A 17199-nucleotide genomic window follows, 5' to 3' on the forward strand; every position below is an offset into this window, starting at 1 on the left:
CTGTGGTTCTTTCGGATCAGGCAGCAGAGTTCCGTCGTGGTCCACGCCACCCGCCTGGACGCAGATCCGGTCAACTCCGGTCAGAAGTAGCCGTTACCCGGCAGCGGGGTGTCGTTGACGCGCAGATCTCCGATGGCGACGGCCTTGTACGCGGTCGGGTTGTGCAGGGTGATGGTCCGGATGTTGCGCCAGTGCCGGTCCAGGTTGCGGCTGCGACTGGCCGCCGACGCGCCGCCCACGTCGAAGACGGCCGCGGCCGCCGGGAGCGCGATGCGGTCGACGTGCACCTTGACGCGCGCGGCGGCGAGCGATGCCTGCGCGAACTGCGCGACGTCGATGACCCCGCGCCGTGCCAACGCATTCGCCGTCTCGACCTGCCGGGCCGCGCTCAGGACCGCGTCGCGCGCCACGTGTGCGGCGGCATCGATCTCGCCGATCCGTTCCAGCAGCAGCGGATCCTGCCTGGGCTCCGGCGTGGGTGCGTGCTCGAAGGTCCGTGCCCGCGAATGCAGCAGTGTCACCGCGTCATCCGCCGCGGACAGGAGGATGCCGGCGATCAGTGCCTGGAGGAACAGCTGCAGGAAGGGGCCGTCGTTGGCGGCGGGCGGCGTGGACTCGTCCAGTTCGACGAACTCGAGGACGTCCTCGGAGGTCACCCGGACATCGTCGAACAGGGTCGAGCCGGTGCCCGTGCGATGCTGCCCGATCCCGTCCCAGTCGTCGACGACGCTCACCCCGTCGCGGTCCACCGGGACGACCACTTTGACCAGCCGTGAGCGCAGGGCGTCCGGGACGATGGCGAGTACCGTGACGAAATCCGCGAAAGCCGTTCCGGTGCTGTAGAACTTCTCACCGCGGAGCCGCCAGCCATCACCGTCGGTGACCAGTTGTGTCGCGTACTGGCGTGACCCGGCGGCGACGCCGCGTTCGCTCGACGCGTTGCCGACGATGGCTCCCGCGGCGATTCGCTCGCTCCAGCGGCTGCGCACCGGTCCGATGGGCAGTCGTTCGATCTGCTCGACGAACCAGTAGTGGGCGCGCAGGATGTGCGCCGCGATCGGGTCGGCGCGGGCGAGGTCGATGATGAACTCGAAGAGTTCGACGCTCCCGGCCCCGCCGCCTCCCGACTGTGTGTCGAGGGACAGCGCAGTCAACCTCGACCGTCGTAGGAGCGCCACGGCTTCTCGCGGGTCCTGGCCCAGGCGTTCGCGTTCGGCCGAACCGGCCGCGATCTCCGCGAGGATCTCGTTCCGGTCGGTCACGACCCGCGCGGGTGCGGTCATGCCGGAACCCCGGCGAACGCGCCGCGATAGCGTGCCGCGGGGTGCGACTCCGGAAGCCGGTCGCGGCCGGTGAGTTTGGCGCGTGAGGTCCCCTCGGCGTACTCCCGCTTCGCCAGGCCCCGCTCGCGCAGGACGGGCAGCACGTGCTCGGCGAACTCGACATAGCTGCCGGGGATGGTCGCGTTGATGACGTTGATGCCACCCACGCCGGCGTCGCGCCACTGCTCGAGACGGTCGGCGATCTGGTCCGGGGTCCCGACGACCCGCCCGGTACGGCTGCGCAGCTGAGCGAGATCGCGCACGGTCGGTTCGCGGTCGGGCACGGCCTCGCGCAGCCACAGCAGGTGGCTCTGGGAACCCTCGGTGTGGATCTGCCCGATCGGGGTGTCGAGGTCATAGTGTCCGAGATCCACCCCGATGCCACCCGCCGAGTGGGCGATGATCGTGCTCGGATCGATGAGCTCGTCGAGATCACGGGACTTGCGCGCCGCTTCGTCCTCGGTGCTCCCGACCACGAACGAGAGTCCCTGGAAGAACTGGAGATCCGACGGATTCCGGCCGGACTCGACCGCGAGGCGCCGGGTGTCGGCGATCAGCGTGCGCGCGGCGTCCGGCGACGGCGAGAGGATGAACTGGGCCTCGGCATTGCGGGCCGCGAAGCGCCGTCCGGCAGGCGAGGATCCGGCCTGGAAGAGCACCGGGGTCCGCTGCGGTGACGGTGACACGAGATGAGGACCCTCGACGCGGTAGTGCTCGCCGACATGGTTGATCTTGTGAACGCGGTCGTAGTCCCCGTGGAGGCCGCCCGACTTGTCCTGGATGAGCGCGCCCTCGTCCCAGGACCCCTCCCACAACTTGTAGGCGACGTCGACGTACTCGTCGGCCCATGCGTAGCGGTCGTCGTGTTTGGTGATGCCGTCATATCCGAAGTTGCGCCAGGCGTTGCCGGACAGGCTCGTGACGATGTTCCACGCGATCCGTCCCTTGCTCAGGTGATCGAGGGTGGATATCTTCCGCGCGAAGTCGAACGGGTGTTCCTGCAGAATCGAACTCGTGATCGCGATGCCCAGATGCTCTGTGTGCGAGGCGATCGCGGAAGCCAAGACGAGCGGGTCGTTGCTCGGGATCTGCAGGCCGGAGTCGACGAACTTCTTCCAGTCCCCCTGGTAGTCGTCGTACAACCCGACCACGTCGGCGAAGAAGATGAAGTCGAACCGGGCCTCTTCCAACAGTTTCGCGAGTCCGATCCAGTGATCGAGGTCGTTGAAGCGGTGCTGCTGCGCCTCGGGTGCCCGCCACGCGCCGTGCAGGATGTGCGATGTCGTGTTCATGACGAAGGCGGCGAAGTTCAAGGGTGGCGCGGACATGGCTGCTCCTGATCACGAGGCGGCGGACTCAGCGCGACGTTACGGACGAGGACGCGCGTGCGGCGACTTCGGATCACGGTGGCCTCAAGGGGTGCCCGACACCGTCCGAAGCCCCTACTTTGTGGTGATTCCCATCCCGACGCCGGGCTCGCGCTGTCGTGTACCAGGACCTCGAGCCGCGTTCGCCGCCATCTGTGCTGCCCGAGGAGAGTTCTGTGCTGCCACGAAGTCCTGTGCTGCGACGACCGCGGCCATCCCGCCTGCTACCCGCGGTCGGCATCGCTCTGACCTGTGCGGCATTGCTCGCGGGATGTGCCCAGCCGCGCACCGGCGACGGCGAGTCGACGGGGGTCTCCGCCACGCCGGGCCAGTACGTCTCGGGCGGGACCATCTCCTACGGCCATGAGCAGGAGCCGCCCTGCGTGCACGGAGGGTGGGTCCAGAACGCCTATCTGGCACGGCAATACCTCGACAACCTGGTATCGCTGGACGACTCGGGTCGAGTGGTGCCGTGGCTGGCCACCCGCTGGGACGTCTCCCCCGACGGACGCTCGTACACCTTCCATCTCAAGCCCGGCGTCGAATTCAGCGACGGCACGCCGCTCGACGCCGAAGCCGTCCGTGCCACCTTCGCGTCGTATCTGAATCCAGACAAGCCCAACGGCACGGTGGTGTCCTATATCGGCAAGTACTTCGAGTCCGACGAGGTCGTCGGGCCGCTGACCTACCGGATGAACCTCAGGTCCCCGTACACCCCGCTCCTCACCGTACTGACGCAGGGTTACTTCGGAATCCAGTCGCCGACCGCGCTGGCGCGTGGTCCGAAGGCCAATTGCACCAGCCCGGTCGGGTCCGGCCCGTTCATCATCGAACGCTGGGATCGCAATCGCAGCATCACCTTCGTCCGCAACCCGAACTACACCTCGCCCCCGGCGAACGCGAAGAACCAGGGTCCGGCCCACGTGGACAAGCTGATCTGGAAGTTCCTCAAGGATCCGGTGCTCCGCTACGGATCGCTGCGCAGTGAATCCTCCGACGTCATCTACAACGTGCCGGCCATCAACTGGGCGGACGCGACCAGCCGCTATCAGGTGAGTCGGTACGTGACGCCGGGACGACCGAACGCCATCACCCTCAACGTCGACCATGCACCGTTCGACGACGTCCGGGTCCGCCAGGCGTTCGCGTACTCGGCGGACCGTCGGAAAGCCGTCGAGACGGCGTTTCTCGGCGTGGTCCCCTACAACGCCAACGGCGCCCTCAGTCAGAGCACCCCGGACTACGACCCGGAGGCCGGGAACTACCCGCATGACCCGGAGGCGGCCGCTGCCCTGCTCGACGAGGCGGGCTGGACGGGCCGCGACGACGACGGCATCCGCACGAAGGACGGACGGCGCCTGACCGCTCGGGTCGTGTACGCCGCCGACGCGATCGTCGGACCCGAGGGTGCCGCGATCCTTCAGGCGGTGGCTCGACAGGCGCGTGACGTGGGCTTCGACATCCAGCTCGTCCCCGCCACCCAGAGCGCGTATTTCGGCGGGCAGTACGCGAAGGCCCCGACCTACGACGCCTACGTCGGCTACTGGACCAGCCCGACCCCGGGCCTGCTCTACATCAACTGGCGTCAGCGACTTCCGGACAGTCCCAACCCGCACAACACGGCGTACTACAACGACCCGCGCCTGCAGAGTCTCATCGAGCAAGGCAACGCCTCCCCGGATCCGGTGCAGGCCCGGGCGTTCTACCGGGACGCCCAGCGCCTCATCGGCGACAACGCGCTGTCGATCGGGTTGTACACGCAGACGACGTCGTTGGCGGTGTCACCGCGCCTGCACGGGGTGTGGGTCGAGAAATCACAAGGCGAACCGGTGTTCGCGGATGCGAGGTTTGTGCGATGACCCTGGTCGACGACCCGGCCGTGACCGCGGCCCGGCGCCAGGTACTCCCACCGCGGGGCCTGACCCGTTGGGCGGGCAAGATCGGTTCCGCTGTCTTCGTGCTGTGGGCCGCCGCGTCCATAACCTTCCTGCTCCAGGTCCTCGCACCCGGTGACCGCGCCACGCTGCTCCTCAACCTCTCGTCGGGTGAGAGCCGCGAACGCACGCCGGACGAACTCGCTCCGGTCAACGCCGAGTACGGCTTCGACGATTCGGTGTGGTCGCAGTATGTGGACTATCTCGGCGGTCTGCTGCACGGCGATCTCGGCATCTCGTTCCAGCTGCAGCAGCCGGTCACCGAGATCATCGCCGACCAGATCGGGCCCACGCTCGTCCTCACCCTCACCGCCCTGGTCGTCGCGTGGCTCTTCGTGCTCGTCCTCACCACGCTCACGGCGGGCCGCCGCGGGCCCTGGGGCGCGGCCGGGTCCCTGATCGAGACCGTCAGCGCGGGCCTGCCGCAGTACTGGGTGGGATCGATCCTCCTGGTGGTGTTCGCGATCAACCTCGGCTGGTTTCCCGTCGAGAGCGGAACCGGCCTGTGGGGACTCGTCCTGCCGGTGCTCACCCTGGCCATTCCCCTGTCCGGTTTCCTCGGCCAGATCGCCCGCGACGAGTTCGCCCGCGCACTGGACCAGCCCTTCGTGCTCACCGCGCGCAGTCGCGGACTCGGTGACCTGTCGGTCCGGTTTCGACATGTGTTGCGGCACTCCGTCCTTCCCGCGGTCACGGTCTCGGGCTGGGCCATGGGTGCGCTGCTGTCCGGTGCGGTGATCGCCGAAACCGTCTTCGCGCGTGCGGGTATCGGTCAGACACTGGTCGCGGCGGCCAGTTCGCGTGACGTCCCGCTGGTGAGCGGCATCGTTCTCTTCGTCGCGCTCGTCTACACGATCGCCAACCTCGCCGTGGACTTCCTCTACACCGTCATCGACCCCAGGATCGAGGTCCCATGACCCTCACCAATCCGGTCCGGCCCGCATTGACGAACGCGCTCTCCGCGGTACGCAGGTCCACCACCGGCACGCGTCTCGGCCAGGACCACCACCCGCGTCGCTCGTGGCCGCCGGCGGCGGTGATCGCCGCGCTCGTGGTTCTCGGCCTGTTGCTCGTGGCCGCGGTCGCACCCAACCTGCTCGCTCCTTACGACCCGCTCGCCGTCGACCTGGACGCCACCCTGCAACCGCCGAGCTGGGCACACCCGTTCGGCACCGACCTCTCGGGACGAGACCTGCTGAGCCGCGTCATCGCCGGTACACGGCAATCGCTGATCATCGGGCTCGGCGCGGTCGCACTAGCCTCGGTCCTGGCGGTGTTGCTCGGCATCGCCGCGGGACTGTCGGGTCGGGTCTCCCAGGCACTGGCCAATCGCTGGATCGAGGTGATGTTCGCCTTCCCCATCGTGCTTCTCGGCCTCCTCCTGACCTCGGTCTTCGGCCCCGGACAGGTGACCCTGATCCTCGCGATCGGTATCGGTATCGCGCCGGGGTACGCCCGCATCGTCCGCGGACAGGTGCTCGCCGTCCGCAACGCGCCCTACATCGAGGCCGCGACCGCCCTGGGCCACCCTCGCCGCCGAATCCTCCTGCAGCACATCGCGCCCAACGCGCTCCGCCCGATGATCGTGACCGTGACGCTCGGAGTGGGACAGGCCATCATCTGGGCGTCGGGACTGGCCTACCTCGGACTCGGCGTGCCACCACCCGCACCCGAGTGGGGCGCGCTGCTCGACGCCGGACGCACCTACATCACCGTGGCCTGGTGGCTGGAGATCTTCCCCGGCCTCGTGATCGTCACGGTGGCACTGGCATTCACGACCGTGGGCCGGTATCTCGGCACACGCCTGGAAGGAGAACGCCGATGACCGTCGTCACCCGAGAGGCAGTGACCTCCGGCACCGAAGTCCGGACCGACGCGCCGCTGGCCGAGGTGCGCGACCTCCGCGTCTCGTTCGCCGGCCGCGAGGTCGTGAAGGGGGTGTCGTTCAAGGTCGATGCCGGCCAGTGCCTGGCGATCGTCGGCGAATCCGGCTCCGGCAAGTCCGTCACCGCGCGCACCCTCATCGGGCTCACCGGTCCGGGAGCCGAGATCGACGCCGCCGCATTGTCATTCGACGGACGTGACCTGCGCGGCCTCGTCGACCGCGAATGGCGCGCCATCCGAGGCCGCGAGATCGGATTCGTGCTCCAGGACGCCCTGGTGTCCCTGGATCAACTGCGCACGGTGGGCAGCGAGATCGCCGAATCGCTGACCGCTCATGGTGGCATCGGTCGCCGGACCCCGACACGGCTCGGACGTGCGCTCCGCGAGGAGCGTGTCATCGAACTGCTCGACCTCGTGGGCGTTCCCGAACCGCGGGTACGGGCGCGTCAACGCCCGCACGAACTCTCCGGCGGACTCCGCCAGCGTGCCCTCATCGCGTCGGCCCTCGCCCAGGACCCGAAGCTACTCATCGCCGACGAGCCGACGACGGCACTGGACGCCACCGTCCAGGCACAGATCCTCGAGGTGCTGGCCGAAGCGAAGACGCGAGGCAACGGCATCATCCTCATCTCGCACGATCTGGCCGTCGTCTCACGGCTCGCCGACCGCGTGGCGGTGATGCGCGACGGCGAGATCGTCGAATACGGCAACGCGCGCGAGGTGCTGACGGCCCCGCAGCACGAGTACACCCGGGGTCTCATCGACGCGATCCCGTCCCGCGCATCCAAGGGCACCCTGCTCGTCAGCGGTGAGCAACTCGGCACTCCGGCGACTTCGGCGCCCGAACAGCCGCTCGCGCTGCGCGTTCGCGACCTGCACAAGTCGTTCAGCGGCAAGGCGATCACCGCCAGACCAGCCGTGGCCGGGGTGAGCTTCGACCTCGCCGCCGGACGCACCCTCGGCATCGTCGGCGAGTCGGGCTCGGGCAAGACGACGACCGCGCGGATCATCCTCGGTCTCACCGAACCCGACTCCGGCACTGTCGAACTGAATGGCGAGCCGTGGTCTGGACTCACCGAAGCCCGGCGCCGGGAGTCGCGTCGGCTGATCTCGGTCATCTACCAGGATCCGCTCAGTTCGTTCGACCCACGATGGACCGTCGACCGCATCCTCGCCGACGCCCTGCGCGTGACCGGCGTCCGCAGCGCGGATCTCGACCACCGGATCACCGAACTCCTCGACCAGGTCGGTCTGCACGAGGAGCACCGGCACCGGCACCCCTCGCGACTGTCGGGCGGACAACGACAGCGCGTCGCGATCGCCCGTGCGCTCGCACCACGGCCCGCCGTCATCGTGTGCGACGAACCGGTATCGGCCCTCGACGTGTCCATCCAGGCACGGATCCTCGACCTGCTGGCCCGCCTGCAGGCGGAAACCGGTGTCGCCCTGGTGTTCATCTCCCATGACCTGGGCGTCATCCACCACGTCAGCGATGACATCGCGGTGATGCGTTCGGGCGAGGTCGTCGAGTACGGTGCGGCCGATGCCGTCTTCGACGATCCGCAACACCCCTACACCCGCGAGCTCCTCGCCGCCGTGCCGCGGATCCAGGTGGCCTGACGCCGCGCGGGCATGACGAACACCGCCGCGAGGAGGGCACACCCGAGGAGCCCGGCGGTGAGGTAGTACGTGTCGGCGACCGCGGACGCGAGTTCGGGCATGGCCTCGACGCGTTCGGCCGAGCTCAGCGACATCGCACCCGCCACTCCCCGGCCCTCGACGACCGCACTGCGCGAATTCATCAGCGCCGCAATCGTGGCCGTGACCGCGGCCGACGCCAGCGCGACGGCGAACTGGTTCGAGGTCGTCAGGATGGTCGTGCCCCCGGGGGTGTCCGCACCTTCGAGGTCGCGGGTGGCGGCGGTCATCGTGGGCAGCATCGTCGCGCCGACCCCGATCCCCATGAGAGCGAGGATCGCGACGATGACAGGGTACGGGGTCGCGTCGTCGAGCACCGCGGCCATCGACGTCATCGCCGCCGTGGACATCACGATCCCGCAGATCGCGACCCGGCGCGGGTCCACGGAATCGGCCACCCGCGTGGCGATCTGGAGAGTGATGCCGCTCAGCAGCGCGGGAAGGACGAACAGCATGCCGGCGGTGGTGGCCGAATCGGACCGGACCGACTGGACATAGATGGGCAGGATCGTCATCGAGCCGAAGTACGCCCCGGCGAAGAAGATCATCACCACCACGCCACCGCGCAGGCGCGCATGTGCCAGCAGTCGCAGATCCAGGACGGGTGTTCGGCTGCGCAGCGACCGTCGGACGAAGTAGCCCAACAACATCAGGCCGACGCCCACCGGGACCAGAATCGACGCCTCCAGCAGCGAGCCGGTGTCCCCGGCGCGGGACAGGCCGAGGACCAGGAACGCACCGCCCGGTGACAGTGCGGCCACCGCTCGCAGGTCGATACGCGGCATGCGGCGAGAAGCGGTCCGGGGGAAGAACCGCCACGCCAGTGCCGCCGCGATCAGACCGAGGGGAACGTTGACCGCGAAGATGACGCGCCAGCTGCCGTGGTCGACGAGAACACCGCCCAAGACCGGACCGAGCACGGGGCCCACGAGCGTGGGCAGTCCCAGGATGGCCATCATCCGTCCTCGCAGTGCTTCCGGTACCGCCTGCAGCGCGATGGCCATGCCCACGGGTTGCAGCATGCCGCCGCCGAGGCCCTGTAGGGCCCGAAAGACGATGAGACTGCCGATGTTCCAGGACAACGCGGTGAGAAGCGATCCGAGAACGAAGACCAGGAGGGCCGCGCAATAGACCCGCCGGCCACCGAATCGGTTGCTGGCGTACGCGGACAGCGGCATGACCGCGACGAGAGCCAGTGCGTACGCGGTGGTCACCCACTGCACGCTCGACAGCGGTGCGTCGAACTCGGTGGTCAGTTGTGGGAGCGCGACGGTCACCACCGTCACGTCGAGCATCACCATGAGGGTCGGGACGACGAGGATGAGGCCGATGCGCCGGCTGGCCGGGTCGAGTGTGGTCACGACGACGAGCAGACAACCTCAAGTCAGCTTGAAGTCAAGGCCGGTGTGAAAACGTGCGTCTTCGGGCAAGGTGGAGAGATGCCGGACAACGAGAAGCCCACCTGGACGACGAACGAAGACGAACTGAAGACCGATCCCGATCTGCGCGACGATCCCGACGAGGAGGACGGCCCCGAGTCGGTTCTGCCGGCCGCCGGTGACACGGAGATCGGCGAGACCGACCGAATCCGGGAAGACAAAGCGTCCTACGACGGCGCGCAGCCACCGGCCGACCACACCGATGAGGGTCACGCGGTCGGCGGATCGGAGGGCACGACCGATGGCCAGTGAAACCCCGTCCGGACAGAAACGCACGATCGTCCTCACCGGCGCCAGCGACGGGATCGGCGCGATCGCGGCGCGATCCCTGGCCGGACCCGAGACCGAGCTCATCCTCGTCGGACGCTCACCGAAGAAGCTCGCGCCGATCGCGGCGGAGACCGGTGCGACCCCGTTCACCGCGGATTTCTCGGATCTGTCGCAGGTGCGGGACCTGGCCGCGGAGATCAATTCCGCCGTGGGGACGATCGACGTCCTGATGAACAACGCGGGCGGGACGTTCGACTCGTCGCAACGCTCCGCGGACGGGCACGAGCTCAACTTCCAGATCAACCACCTGGCCCCGTTCCTCCTGACCCACCTCCTCCGGGATCGGTTGGCCGCGGCCCCGCAGTCCCTCGTCCTGAACACCTCCAGCGTGGGCAACCTCTTCGGCCAGGTCGACCTCGACGACCTCGACTTCGAGAAACGTCGCACGCTGGGGATGCGGCCCTACGGCACCGCCAAGCTGATGAACATCCTGTTCACACGCGGGATCGCCCAGCGCTGGACCGCTGACAAGATCTACTCCGCCGCAGTCCATCCCGGACCCGCGGCTACGAGTTTCGGCCGCGACTCGCGGTTCGTCGGACTCGCCTACCGGTCTCCGCTGACGCGCCTGGTGACCATCACCCCCGAGCAGGGAGCCGCCCCGCTCATCGCCCTCGCCGAACGCGGCGCCGACCCGAGCGTCAACGGGGTGTACTTCAACCGCCACAAGGCCAACGGCCGGGAGAACCGTCAGGCCCACGACCAGAAACTGATCGACGGCCTGTGGCAGCGCTCCGCCGAGCTCACCGGTCTCGCCTGACCTGACCTGCGTCGTGGCCGACACCGCGGTTTGTCTCTACGTTGGCGGACGACGACCACACCGACTACCTGGGCACAGGAGGTTCAGATGACACGAAACATCCTCTTCATCATGACCGGCGCCGGAAGCTGGACGCTGAACGACGGCTCGACTCACAAGACCGGATTCTGGGCCGAAGAGGCCGTCGCGCCGCTGGAGGTGTTCCGTGCGGCCGGCTACAAGGTGACCGTGGCCACCCCCAACGGTGTCCAGCCGCCGGTCGACGAGACCAGTCTCGCGGTCGAGAGCATCGGCACCCCCGAGCGTGCGGCCGAGATCCGTCACGTCGTCGAGACCGCACCCGAACTGAAGAAGCCGATCGCCCTCACCGACGTTCGCATCGCCGACTACGACGCGGTGTTCGTCCCGGGCGGACACGGTCCCATGGAGGACCTGGCCGTGGACTCGAACGCAGGTGGCCTCCTGATAGCGGCCGACGAGGCGAAACTGCCGCTCGGGATCGTGTGCCACGGACCGGCGATCCTGCTCGCCGCCACCAACTCCGACGGTGTCAACGCCTTCGCCGGTCGCACGGTGACCGGCTTCAGCAACGCCGAGGAGGAACAGGCCGGGCTCGCCGACAAGGCACCCTGGCTCCTGCAGGACCGGCTCACCCAGGCGGGGTTCAAGATCACCCTGGGTGAGCCGTGGGCGGTCCACACCGAAGCCGACGGCAACCTGCTGACCGGTCAGAATCCCGCGTCGTCGGAATCGCTGGCACGCACTCTGCTCGATCGGCTCGAGAACGTGCCGCAGGGCTCCAAGTAGGACTTTTTCGACCCGAGGAACGGGGAGCGCAAGCGGCGCCCCTCCCGCCCCCTGAGGTGCGAGGAGCGTTAGCTACGCTCCCTCCCGCTCCCTGAGGTGCGAGGAGCGTTAGCGACGAGCCACGAAGGGCTGGCGAGGCACGTCACCATGCCCTTCGTGGCTCGCTTCGCTCGCACCTCAGGGAGCAATGGGGGTCGCGTCTACTCACACCTCAGGGAGCAATGGAGGTCGCGTCTACTCACACCTCAGGGAGCGGCGGGGGGCTCGTCGCGCTCGTTCGCGAACACGAGTACCGGACGTCAGTGTCGTGAGTCGTACGGCAGCAAGGCCATTTCGCGCGCGTTGCGGATCGCCGTGGCGACCTGACGCTGCTCCTGCGGGCTCAATCCGGTGAGCCGCCGGCTGCGGATACGGCCTTTGTCGGACAGGAACTGTCGCAGCAGCGCGACATCCTTGTAGTCGACGGGAGTACGCCCGTCGACGCGCACGCCCTGTGCGACGAGCAGGTTCCGTTTGCGTTTGACCGGTTCGTCGTCGCGCCGACGGGTTCTCTTGTTGGCCATCACCATTCCTTGTTCTCGTGGATCCGTCTCACCAGCTGGACTTCTGGATTCCGGGCAGCTCACCCCTGTGCGCGAGTTCGCGGAACCGCACGCGGGACAGACCCGCCTTGCCGATGTACCCGCGGGGGCGGCCGTCGACCGCGTCCCGGTTGCGCAGACGCGTCGGACTTGCATTGCGCGGCAACCGCTGTAGGCGATGTAAGGCCGTCATCCGCTCCTCGGGCGTCGAATCGGGCGCCACACTTGCGCGCTTCAGTTCGGCGCGGAGGTCGGCATACCGCGCGACGACCTCCCGGCGCTGCTCGTTCCGGACGATCTTGGACTTCTTGGCCATCAGCGGTCCTCCTTGAAATCGACGTGGGCACGGGCGATCGGGTCGTACTTGCGGAGCACCATGCGGTCGGGATCGTTTCGGCGGTTCTTCCGCGTCACGTACGTGTATCCGGTCCCGGCGGTGGAACGCAGTTTGACGATCGGCCGGATCTCGTTGCGCGCCATCAGACTTTCTCTCCGCGCGCACGGATCCTGCGCAGCACCGACTCGATGCCGTGCTTGTCGATCGTCGAGATCCCCTTGGCGCTCACGCGCAGCGTCACGTACCGACCCTCACCGGGCACGAAGTAGCGGCGTCGCTGGATGTTCGGGTCCCAACGGCGCGAGGTCCGCTTGTGCGAATGCGACACCTGCTTGCCGAAGCCCGGTACCCGACCGGTGACCTGGCACCTCTTGGACATGTTGCCCCCTTCTTATCGACAATGATTGGCATTAACTGTTCGGCCACGGTACCGTCGCCGGAGCGCAAATGGAAATCATTCTCAATAGATCGGAGTGGAGCCGTGCTCGACGATGGACTCGCGAACCGCCCGGATGGTGCCGGACCGACCGACCGTCGAACCCCGATCGTCGTGGTCACCGGGCTCGACGCGTCGTCGATCCACCGGGTCGGCGACGCGCTGGAGGGCGGGGGCGCCGGCAGCGTCCAGGTGCACCACGACCTGACCCAGGTCGAGGACGGCCGCGTCGTCCGGACCGTGAGCTGGCGGGGACCCGACGGACGCAGCCGACATGACGTCTGCATCGTCGAGTTGGCCCACGGATGCATCTCGTGCACGCTGAGAGAAGACCTGCTCCCGCTGCTCCGCCGACTTCATCGTCGACCGTCGGTGAACCGGATCGTCCTCACCCTGGACCCGGTCCTCGAACCCGAGCAGGTCGCGTGGTCGATCGAGAACGTCATCGTCGCCGACATGCCGGGGTTCGACGACGCCCCGGCAGCGGTCGACGTCCGCATCGACCTCACGGTTGCCTGTGTGGCCGAGGATGATTGGCTGACGTCGGCGACCGGCGACCTCTCTCTCGCCGAGGGTGGGCACGTCGCACTGGACGACGACCGCACGCTCGCGCAGGTGGCGGTCGGGCAGGTCGCCTTCGCCGACGCCCTGGTGGTCGCGGCGTGCGACCCGACCGTCCGCGACGCCTGGGCGTCGGCGCGACTCGTGGCCGTCCTCAAACGGCTCGCACCCAACGTCCCCATGATGTTCGAGCTGCCCCAGCGCCCGATCACCCCCACCCTCGCCGAACAGTTGCTGGCCGCGGTGCCGCCGCGCTCACGACGAGGTCGCATCGACGGACCTCACGACCCCCTCCTCGCCGGCGAACCCCCGTTGGAGTCCGACTGCGGCGTCACGTGGGTCGAGTTCCACAGCGATCGACCGCTGCATCCGGGCCGATTCCACGAGGCGATCGACGCACTGCTCGACGGGGTCGTCTGTGCGCGCGGGCGAGTCTGGATCGCCACCCAACCCGACGAGGCACTCTGGCTCGAGTCGGCAGGCGGTGGGCTGCGCGTGGCCCACGGCGGTCCCTGGTTGGCCTCGATGTCCGACGACGAACTCGCGCAGGTACCCGCCGAACGTCGTGCTCTCGGCGCACTGCGCTGGGACGAGACCTTCGGCGACCGGCACACGTCGCTGGTCGCGCTCGTCCATCAGGCCGACCCCGCCGAGATCGAGGACGCGCTCCGCAACGCCTGTCTCAACGAGGTCGAACTCGCTGCGGGTCAACAGTTCTGGTCGACCTTCGACGATCCCTTCGGCGAGTTCCACGCCGACCCCTGCGACGACCTCGACGTCGCCGAGTCGACCGTGGACGCGGTGCCGGGGCTCGACACCTCGGACCCGCGGGACAACTGACCCCTCGCCGACACCCATCTCACCGGAAGGCACTCATCATGAAGAAGGGCATCCACCCCGATTACCACCCCGTCGTCATCCGCGACGGTTCAACGGGCAAGGAGTTCCTGACCCGCTCCACCGCGACGTCGCCGACCACCGTCACCTGGTCCGACGGCAACGAGTACCCGCTCATCACCGTCGACGTCACCAGCGATTCGCACCCGTTCTACACCGGGGTCAACACGATTCCCGACATCGCCGGCCGGGTCGAGAAGTTCCGCCGCCGCTACGCGCACCTCGAACACTGACCCGAGTCGGCGGCCATCCGGGTTCGATTGCCTCGCTGTGGCAATCAGTTCTTGTCGTCCTTCGGTTTCCCGTTGCCACTGTTCCCGTTGCCGCCATTTCCTCCGGAGTTTCCCCTACCGTTCCGATCGTTCTCGGTCGGAGTCGGCCCCGTCTGGGGCACACCGGTCTGCGGCAGTTCTGTCTGGGTCGGTTGCGGCGTCTCGATGGTGCTCGCCGGGATCGAGGGCTCTGCGGCGGGCAGTGAGGCAGGGGCGGGGTTCGTCGGCGACGGCGCGTCCTCGTCCGAGCTCGTCGCCGCCACGGTGATGGCGACCAGGAGCGCCGCCAGCAGTGCGGCGGATCCGCCGACCAGCGCGACCCAGGTTCGTCTCCGTGGTCGCGGCCGCCCCGTGGAGAGAGGTGCCGTCGGCGACCCGCCCCCGACCGGGGGTACGGGCCCCGGTGTCGCAGTCAACGGGGTCGCCGACAACGGTGTCATCGACAGCGGGGACGTGAGCCGGCTCGTCGCCGGATGTGACAGCGGTTCGGCACCCTGGCCGGACAGCGCCGCAAGCATCGCCGCGGCGTCGGCGAACGATGCCGCGTCACCGGGGCGCATGGCCCGATCGATCGTGTCGCGCAGGGCCGGTGGAACGTCTGGACGCACAACGGTCAATGGCGGCGGGGGCGAGTGCAGGATCGCATGCGCGACAGCGGCGGGATTGTCCTGGTCGTACGCGCGACGGCCCGTCAGCGCTTCGTACGCGACGACGGCGGCCGCATAGAGATCGTCGGCAGGTGTCGCCGCCTGACCCAGCACGCGTCCTGGGCTGAGATAGCAGATGGTGCCGACGACTTCACCGGTCGCTGTGTGCGCCGTGCCGGCGGTCTTGGCGATGCCGAGATCGGCCACCTTCACCCGGTCACCGGACATCAGCAGATTCGCGGGTTTGATGTCGCGATGAAACACGCCGGCTGCGTGGGCGGCGTGCAGGGCCGCGAGGACGTCGGCGAGAATCGCGGCAACACGGTCGGGTGGCATCGGTCCGTCGACCATGAGGTCTCCGACCGTCGTGCCACTCAGCCGCTCCATCACGATGTACGGAGTCCCGTCGTGCTCGCCGAAATCGTGAACGGCAACGATGTTGGGATGGTTGAGTGCCGCGGCCGCCCGCGCCTCTGCGGCGAACCGTTCACGAGCGACTACCGGGGTCTCTGGCGCTGACCGCAGCAGCTTGATGGCGACCGACCGGTGGAGCCGCCGGTCCCACCCGTCGTGCACCACCGCCATGCCGCCACGTCCGAGAACTCCCCGGATCTCATAGCGTCCGTCGAGCAGATCGCGGTCCACTTGTCCACGGTAGCGGGTGCCCCGCCGGTCGATCATCGGCCCGACCCCGGTGCGGACCGCGCGTACTCAACCGGGCAGCAATCCGTCGACCAGTGCGTCGACGATGTCGTCGAGCGGCACATCGGGGAGCAACGGGCCGGTCAGCTGGTCGAGCAGGAGGCCGTCGACCGCGAAGTGGAACAGGGCGATCTCCCGCGCCGACCCCGGCAGGCCCGCCTGCTCGTTGAAAGCGACGTCCCCGGCGAACCCGGTTCGACGCCATTCGACGATGATCTCGGCGACCTCGGGGCGTCGGATCCCCTCGAGTCTCAGTTCGATGAGCGCGATGGTGACCTCCCGGTCGGCCAACAGGCGTTCGACGATGTTGCGAAGGTATTCGGCGAACAGATCGCGGGTCGGGGTGCGTCCGGCCCGTTCGGCGATGAAGTCGTCGCTCGGTGCGAGCCGCTCGTAGATGCGCTCCACCAGACCGGTCAGAAGTGCTGAGCGAGAACGGAAATAGTTCGTCGTCGTGCCGACGGGGACGCCGGCGGCACGGTCGACCGCGCGGTGGGTGAGTCCTCGCGCTCCGGTGTCGGCGAGGACTTCGAGACCCGCGTCGGCGAGGGCTCGCCGCCGGTCATCATTTCGGACCATGGGAAAACGATAGCCCAACCACTACAAGTGCTGTAGGTTCTCAACCACTACATCTGAAGTGATTGGGGACAACATGCGTGAACTCGTGTACTACGTGGCCGTCAGTCTCGATGGGTACATCGCGGGACCGGACGGCCAGTTCGACGCCTTCCTGATGGAGGGCGATCACATGGACGGCATCAACGATCGGTTCGCCGACACGATGCCGACCGACTACGCCGCCGCGCTCGGTATCGACCAGAGCGCAGGCATCTTCGACACCGTGCTCATGGGAGCGAGTACCTACGCCGCCGGCTTGCCCGAGACGACGAGTCCGTACCGCCACCTCGACCAGTACGTCTTCACCCACCGCCGACACGATCCCGTGGACGGCGTGACGTTCACCGATCGTGACCCGGTCGAGGTGGTCCACGAGCTCAAACAGGCTGATGGCAAGGACATCTGGCTCTGCGGGGGTGGCAACCTCGCGACGCAGCTGTCGGATGAGATCGACCGGTTCGTCCTCAAACGCCAGCCGGTGCTGTTCGGCAGTGGGATTCCCCTGATGGCTCCCGGCCGCTACGCCCCCAGAAGGTTCCGTCGGGTCAGTGGTCGCGACTTCGAGACCGGGGTGTCGATCGTCGAATACGCCGCGTCGTAGAAGTGG

Annotated in this window: 19 protein-coding genes; 10 read left to right on the forward strand and 9 right to left on the reverse strand. The window is 68.0% G+C overall.

The genetic code is table 11. The features are described from left to right. Positions 1-80 precede the first annotated feature (80 nt). On the reverse strand, positions 81-1283 hold the full coding sequence (locus AMD30_RS16260) for an acyl-CoA dehydrogenase family protein (protein WP_010843029.1): 1203 nt from the start codon (positions 1281-1283) through the stop codon (positions 81-83). Further along, positions 1280-2650, reverse strand: coding sequence for an LLM class flavin-dependent oxidoreductase (locus AMD30_RS16265; protein WP_010843030.1), 1371 nt, complete (start codon positions 2648-2650; stop codon positions 1280-1282). The genes AMD30_RS16260 and AMD30_RS16265 overlap by 4 nt, the downstream gene beginning before the upstream one ends. A gap of 215 nt (positions 2651-2865) precedes the next feature. Between AMD30_RS16265 and AMD30_RS16270 the strand changes: the two genes are divergently transcribed. Genes AMD30_RS16270 through AMD30_RS16285 form a run of 4 tightly spaced genes read left to right on the forward strand, consistent with a single transcriptional unit; the run spans position 2866 to position 8127 of the window. Then, a complete protein-coding gene (locus tag AMD30_RS16270) occupies positions 2866-4548 on the forward strand; it encodes an ABC transporter substrate-binding protein (RefSeq protein WP_231632753.1) in 1683 nt (560 codons plus the stop codon). Continuing rightward, positions 4545-5540 (forward strand): ABC transporter permease, encoded by a 996-nt coding sequence (locus AMD30_RS16275; RefSeq protein WP_055476346.1) that lies wholly within the window; start codon positions 4545-4547, stop codon positions 5538-5540. Before AMD30_RS16270 ends, AMD30_RS16275 begins: the two co-directional genes overlap by 4 nt. Beyond that, complete coding sequence (locus AMD30_RS16280) at positions 5537-6448, forward strand: ABC transporter permease (RefSeq protein WP_055476347.1); 912 nt, start codon at positions 5537-5539, stop codon at positions 6446-6448. The genes AMD30_RS16275 and AMD30_RS16280 overlap by 4 nt, the downstream gene beginning before the upstream one ends. After that, positions 6445-8127: a dipeptide ABC transporter ATP-binding protein gene (locus AMD30_RS16285; RefSeq protein ID WP_055476348.1), complete on the forward strand. Its 1683-nt coding sequence runs from the start codon at positions 6445-6447 to the stop codon at positions 8125-8127. Before AMD30_RS16280 ends, AMD30_RS16285 begins: the two co-directional genes overlap by 4 nt. Here the strand turns inward: AMD30_RS16285 and AMD30_RS16290 are convergent. Next, positions 8079-9566, reverse strand: coding sequence for an MDR family MFS transporter (locus AMD30_RS16290; RefSeq protein ID WP_084817299.1), 1488 nt, complete (start codon positions 9564-9566; stop codon positions 8079-8081). The genes AMD30_RS16285 and AMD30_RS16290 overlap by 49 nt on opposite strands. 78 nt (positions 9567-9644) lie before the next feature. Here AMD30_RS16290 and AMD30_RS16295 point away from each other — a divergent pair, with 78 nt between their 5' ends. From AMD30_RS16295 to AMD30_RS16305, 3 genes are all read left to right on the forward strand, one after another. Next, positions 9645-9896, forward strand: a complete 252-nt coding sequence (locus AMD30_RS16295; protein ID WP_055476349.1) for a hypothetical protein — start codon at positions 9645-9647, stop codon at positions 9894-9896. Beyond that, positions 9886-10734 (forward strand): SDR family NAD(P)-dependent oxidoreductase, encoded by an 849-nt coding sequence (locus tag AMD30_RS16300; RefSeq protein ID WP_014924807.1) that lies wholly within the window; start codon positions 9886-9888, stop codon positions 10732-10734. The genes AMD30_RS16295 and AMD30_RS16300 overlap by 11 nt, the downstream gene beginning before the upstream one ends. An 87-nt stretch (positions 10735-10821) precedes the next feature. After that, positions 10822-11541: a type 1 glutamine amidotransferase domain-containing protein gene (locus tag AMD30_RS16305; RefSeq protein WP_055476350.1), complete on the forward strand. Its 720-nt coding sequence runs from the start codon at positions 10822-10824 to the stop codon at positions 11539-11541. 299 nt (positions 11542-11840) lie between these two features. Here AMD30_RS16305 and rpsR read toward each other — a convergent pair whose 3' ends face one another. The 4 genes from rpsR to rpmB are packed head-to-tail and all read right to left on the reverse strand — an operon-like array spanning position 11841 to position 12838. After that, the gene (rpsR, locus tag AMD30_RS16310; protein ID WP_083889011.1) at positions 11841-12104 is read right to left on the reverse strand and encodes a 30S ribosomal protein S18; all 264 of its coding nucleotides are present in this window, start codon (positions 12102-12104) and stop codon (positions 11841-11843) included. A 28-nt stretch (positions 12105-12132) separates the two neighbouring features. Beyond that, positions 12133-12438, reverse strand: a complete 306-nt coding sequence (gene rpsN / locus AMD30_RS16315) for a 30S ribosomal protein S14 (RefSeq protein WP_055476351.1) — start codon at positions 12436-12438, stop codon at positions 12133-12135. Next, entirely contained in the window at positions 12438-12602 is a 165-nt protein-coding gene (gene rpmG / locus AMD30_RS16320) for a 50S ribosomal protein L33 (RefSeq protein ID WP_004020951.1), read from the reverse strand. Before rpmG ends, rpsN begins: the two co-directional genes overlap by 1 nt. Then, positions 12602-12838, reverse strand: coding sequence for a 50S ribosomal protein L28 (gene rpmB / locus AMD30_RS16325; RefSeq protein WP_055476352.1), 237 nt, complete (start codon positions 12836-12838; stop codon positions 12602-12604). The genes rpmG and rpmB overlap by 1 nt, the downstream gene beginning before the upstream one ends. 102 nt (positions 12839-12940) lie before the next feature. Between rpmB and mrf the strand changes: the two genes are divergently transcribed. Both mrf and AMD30_RS16335 read left to right on the forward strand, forming a co-directional pair. Beyond that, positions 12941-14296 (forward strand): ribosome hibernation factor-recruiting GTPase MRF, encoded by a 1356-nt coding sequence (mrf, locus tag AMD30_RS16330; RefSeq protein ID WP_055476353.1) that lies wholly within the window; start codon positions 12941-12943, stop codon positions 14294-14296. A 38-nt stretch (positions 14297-14334) separates the two neighbouring features. After that, entirely contained in the window at positions 14335-14586 is a 252-nt protein-coding gene (locus AMD30_RS16335) for a type B 50S ribosomal protein L31 (protein WP_055476354.1), read from the forward strand. A gap of 44 nt (positions 14587-14630) precedes the next feature. Here AMD30_RS16335 and AMD30_RS16340 read toward each other — a convergent pair whose 3' ends face one another. Further along, positions 14631-15917 (reverse strand): serine/threonine-protein kinase, encoded by a 1287-nt coding sequence (locus tag AMD30_RS16340; RefSeq protein WP_055476355.1) that lies wholly within the window; start codon positions 15915-15917, stop codon positions 14631-14633. Positions 15918-15983: 66 nt separating this feature from the next. Then, entirely contained in the window at positions 15984-16553 is a 570-nt protein-coding gene (locus AMD30_RS16345) for a TetR/AcrR family transcriptional regulator (protein WP_055476356.1), read from the reverse strand. Positions 16554-16626: 73 nt separating this feature from the next. Here AMD30_RS16345 and AMD30_RS16350 point away from each other — a divergent pair, with 73 nt between their 5' ends. Beyond that, on the forward strand, positions 16627-17193 hold the full coding sequence (locus tag AMD30_RS16350) for a dihydrofolate reductase family protein (protein ID WP_010843047.1): 567 nt from the start codon (positions 16627-16629) through the stop codon (positions 17191-17193). Positions 17194-17199 lie beyond the last annotated feature (6 nt).

The organism is Gordonia sp. HS-NH1 (assembly GCF_001418765.1).
In the GTDB taxonomy this organism is placed as follows: Bacteria; Actinomycetota; Actinomycetes; order Mycobacteriales; family Mycobacteriaceae; genus Gordonia.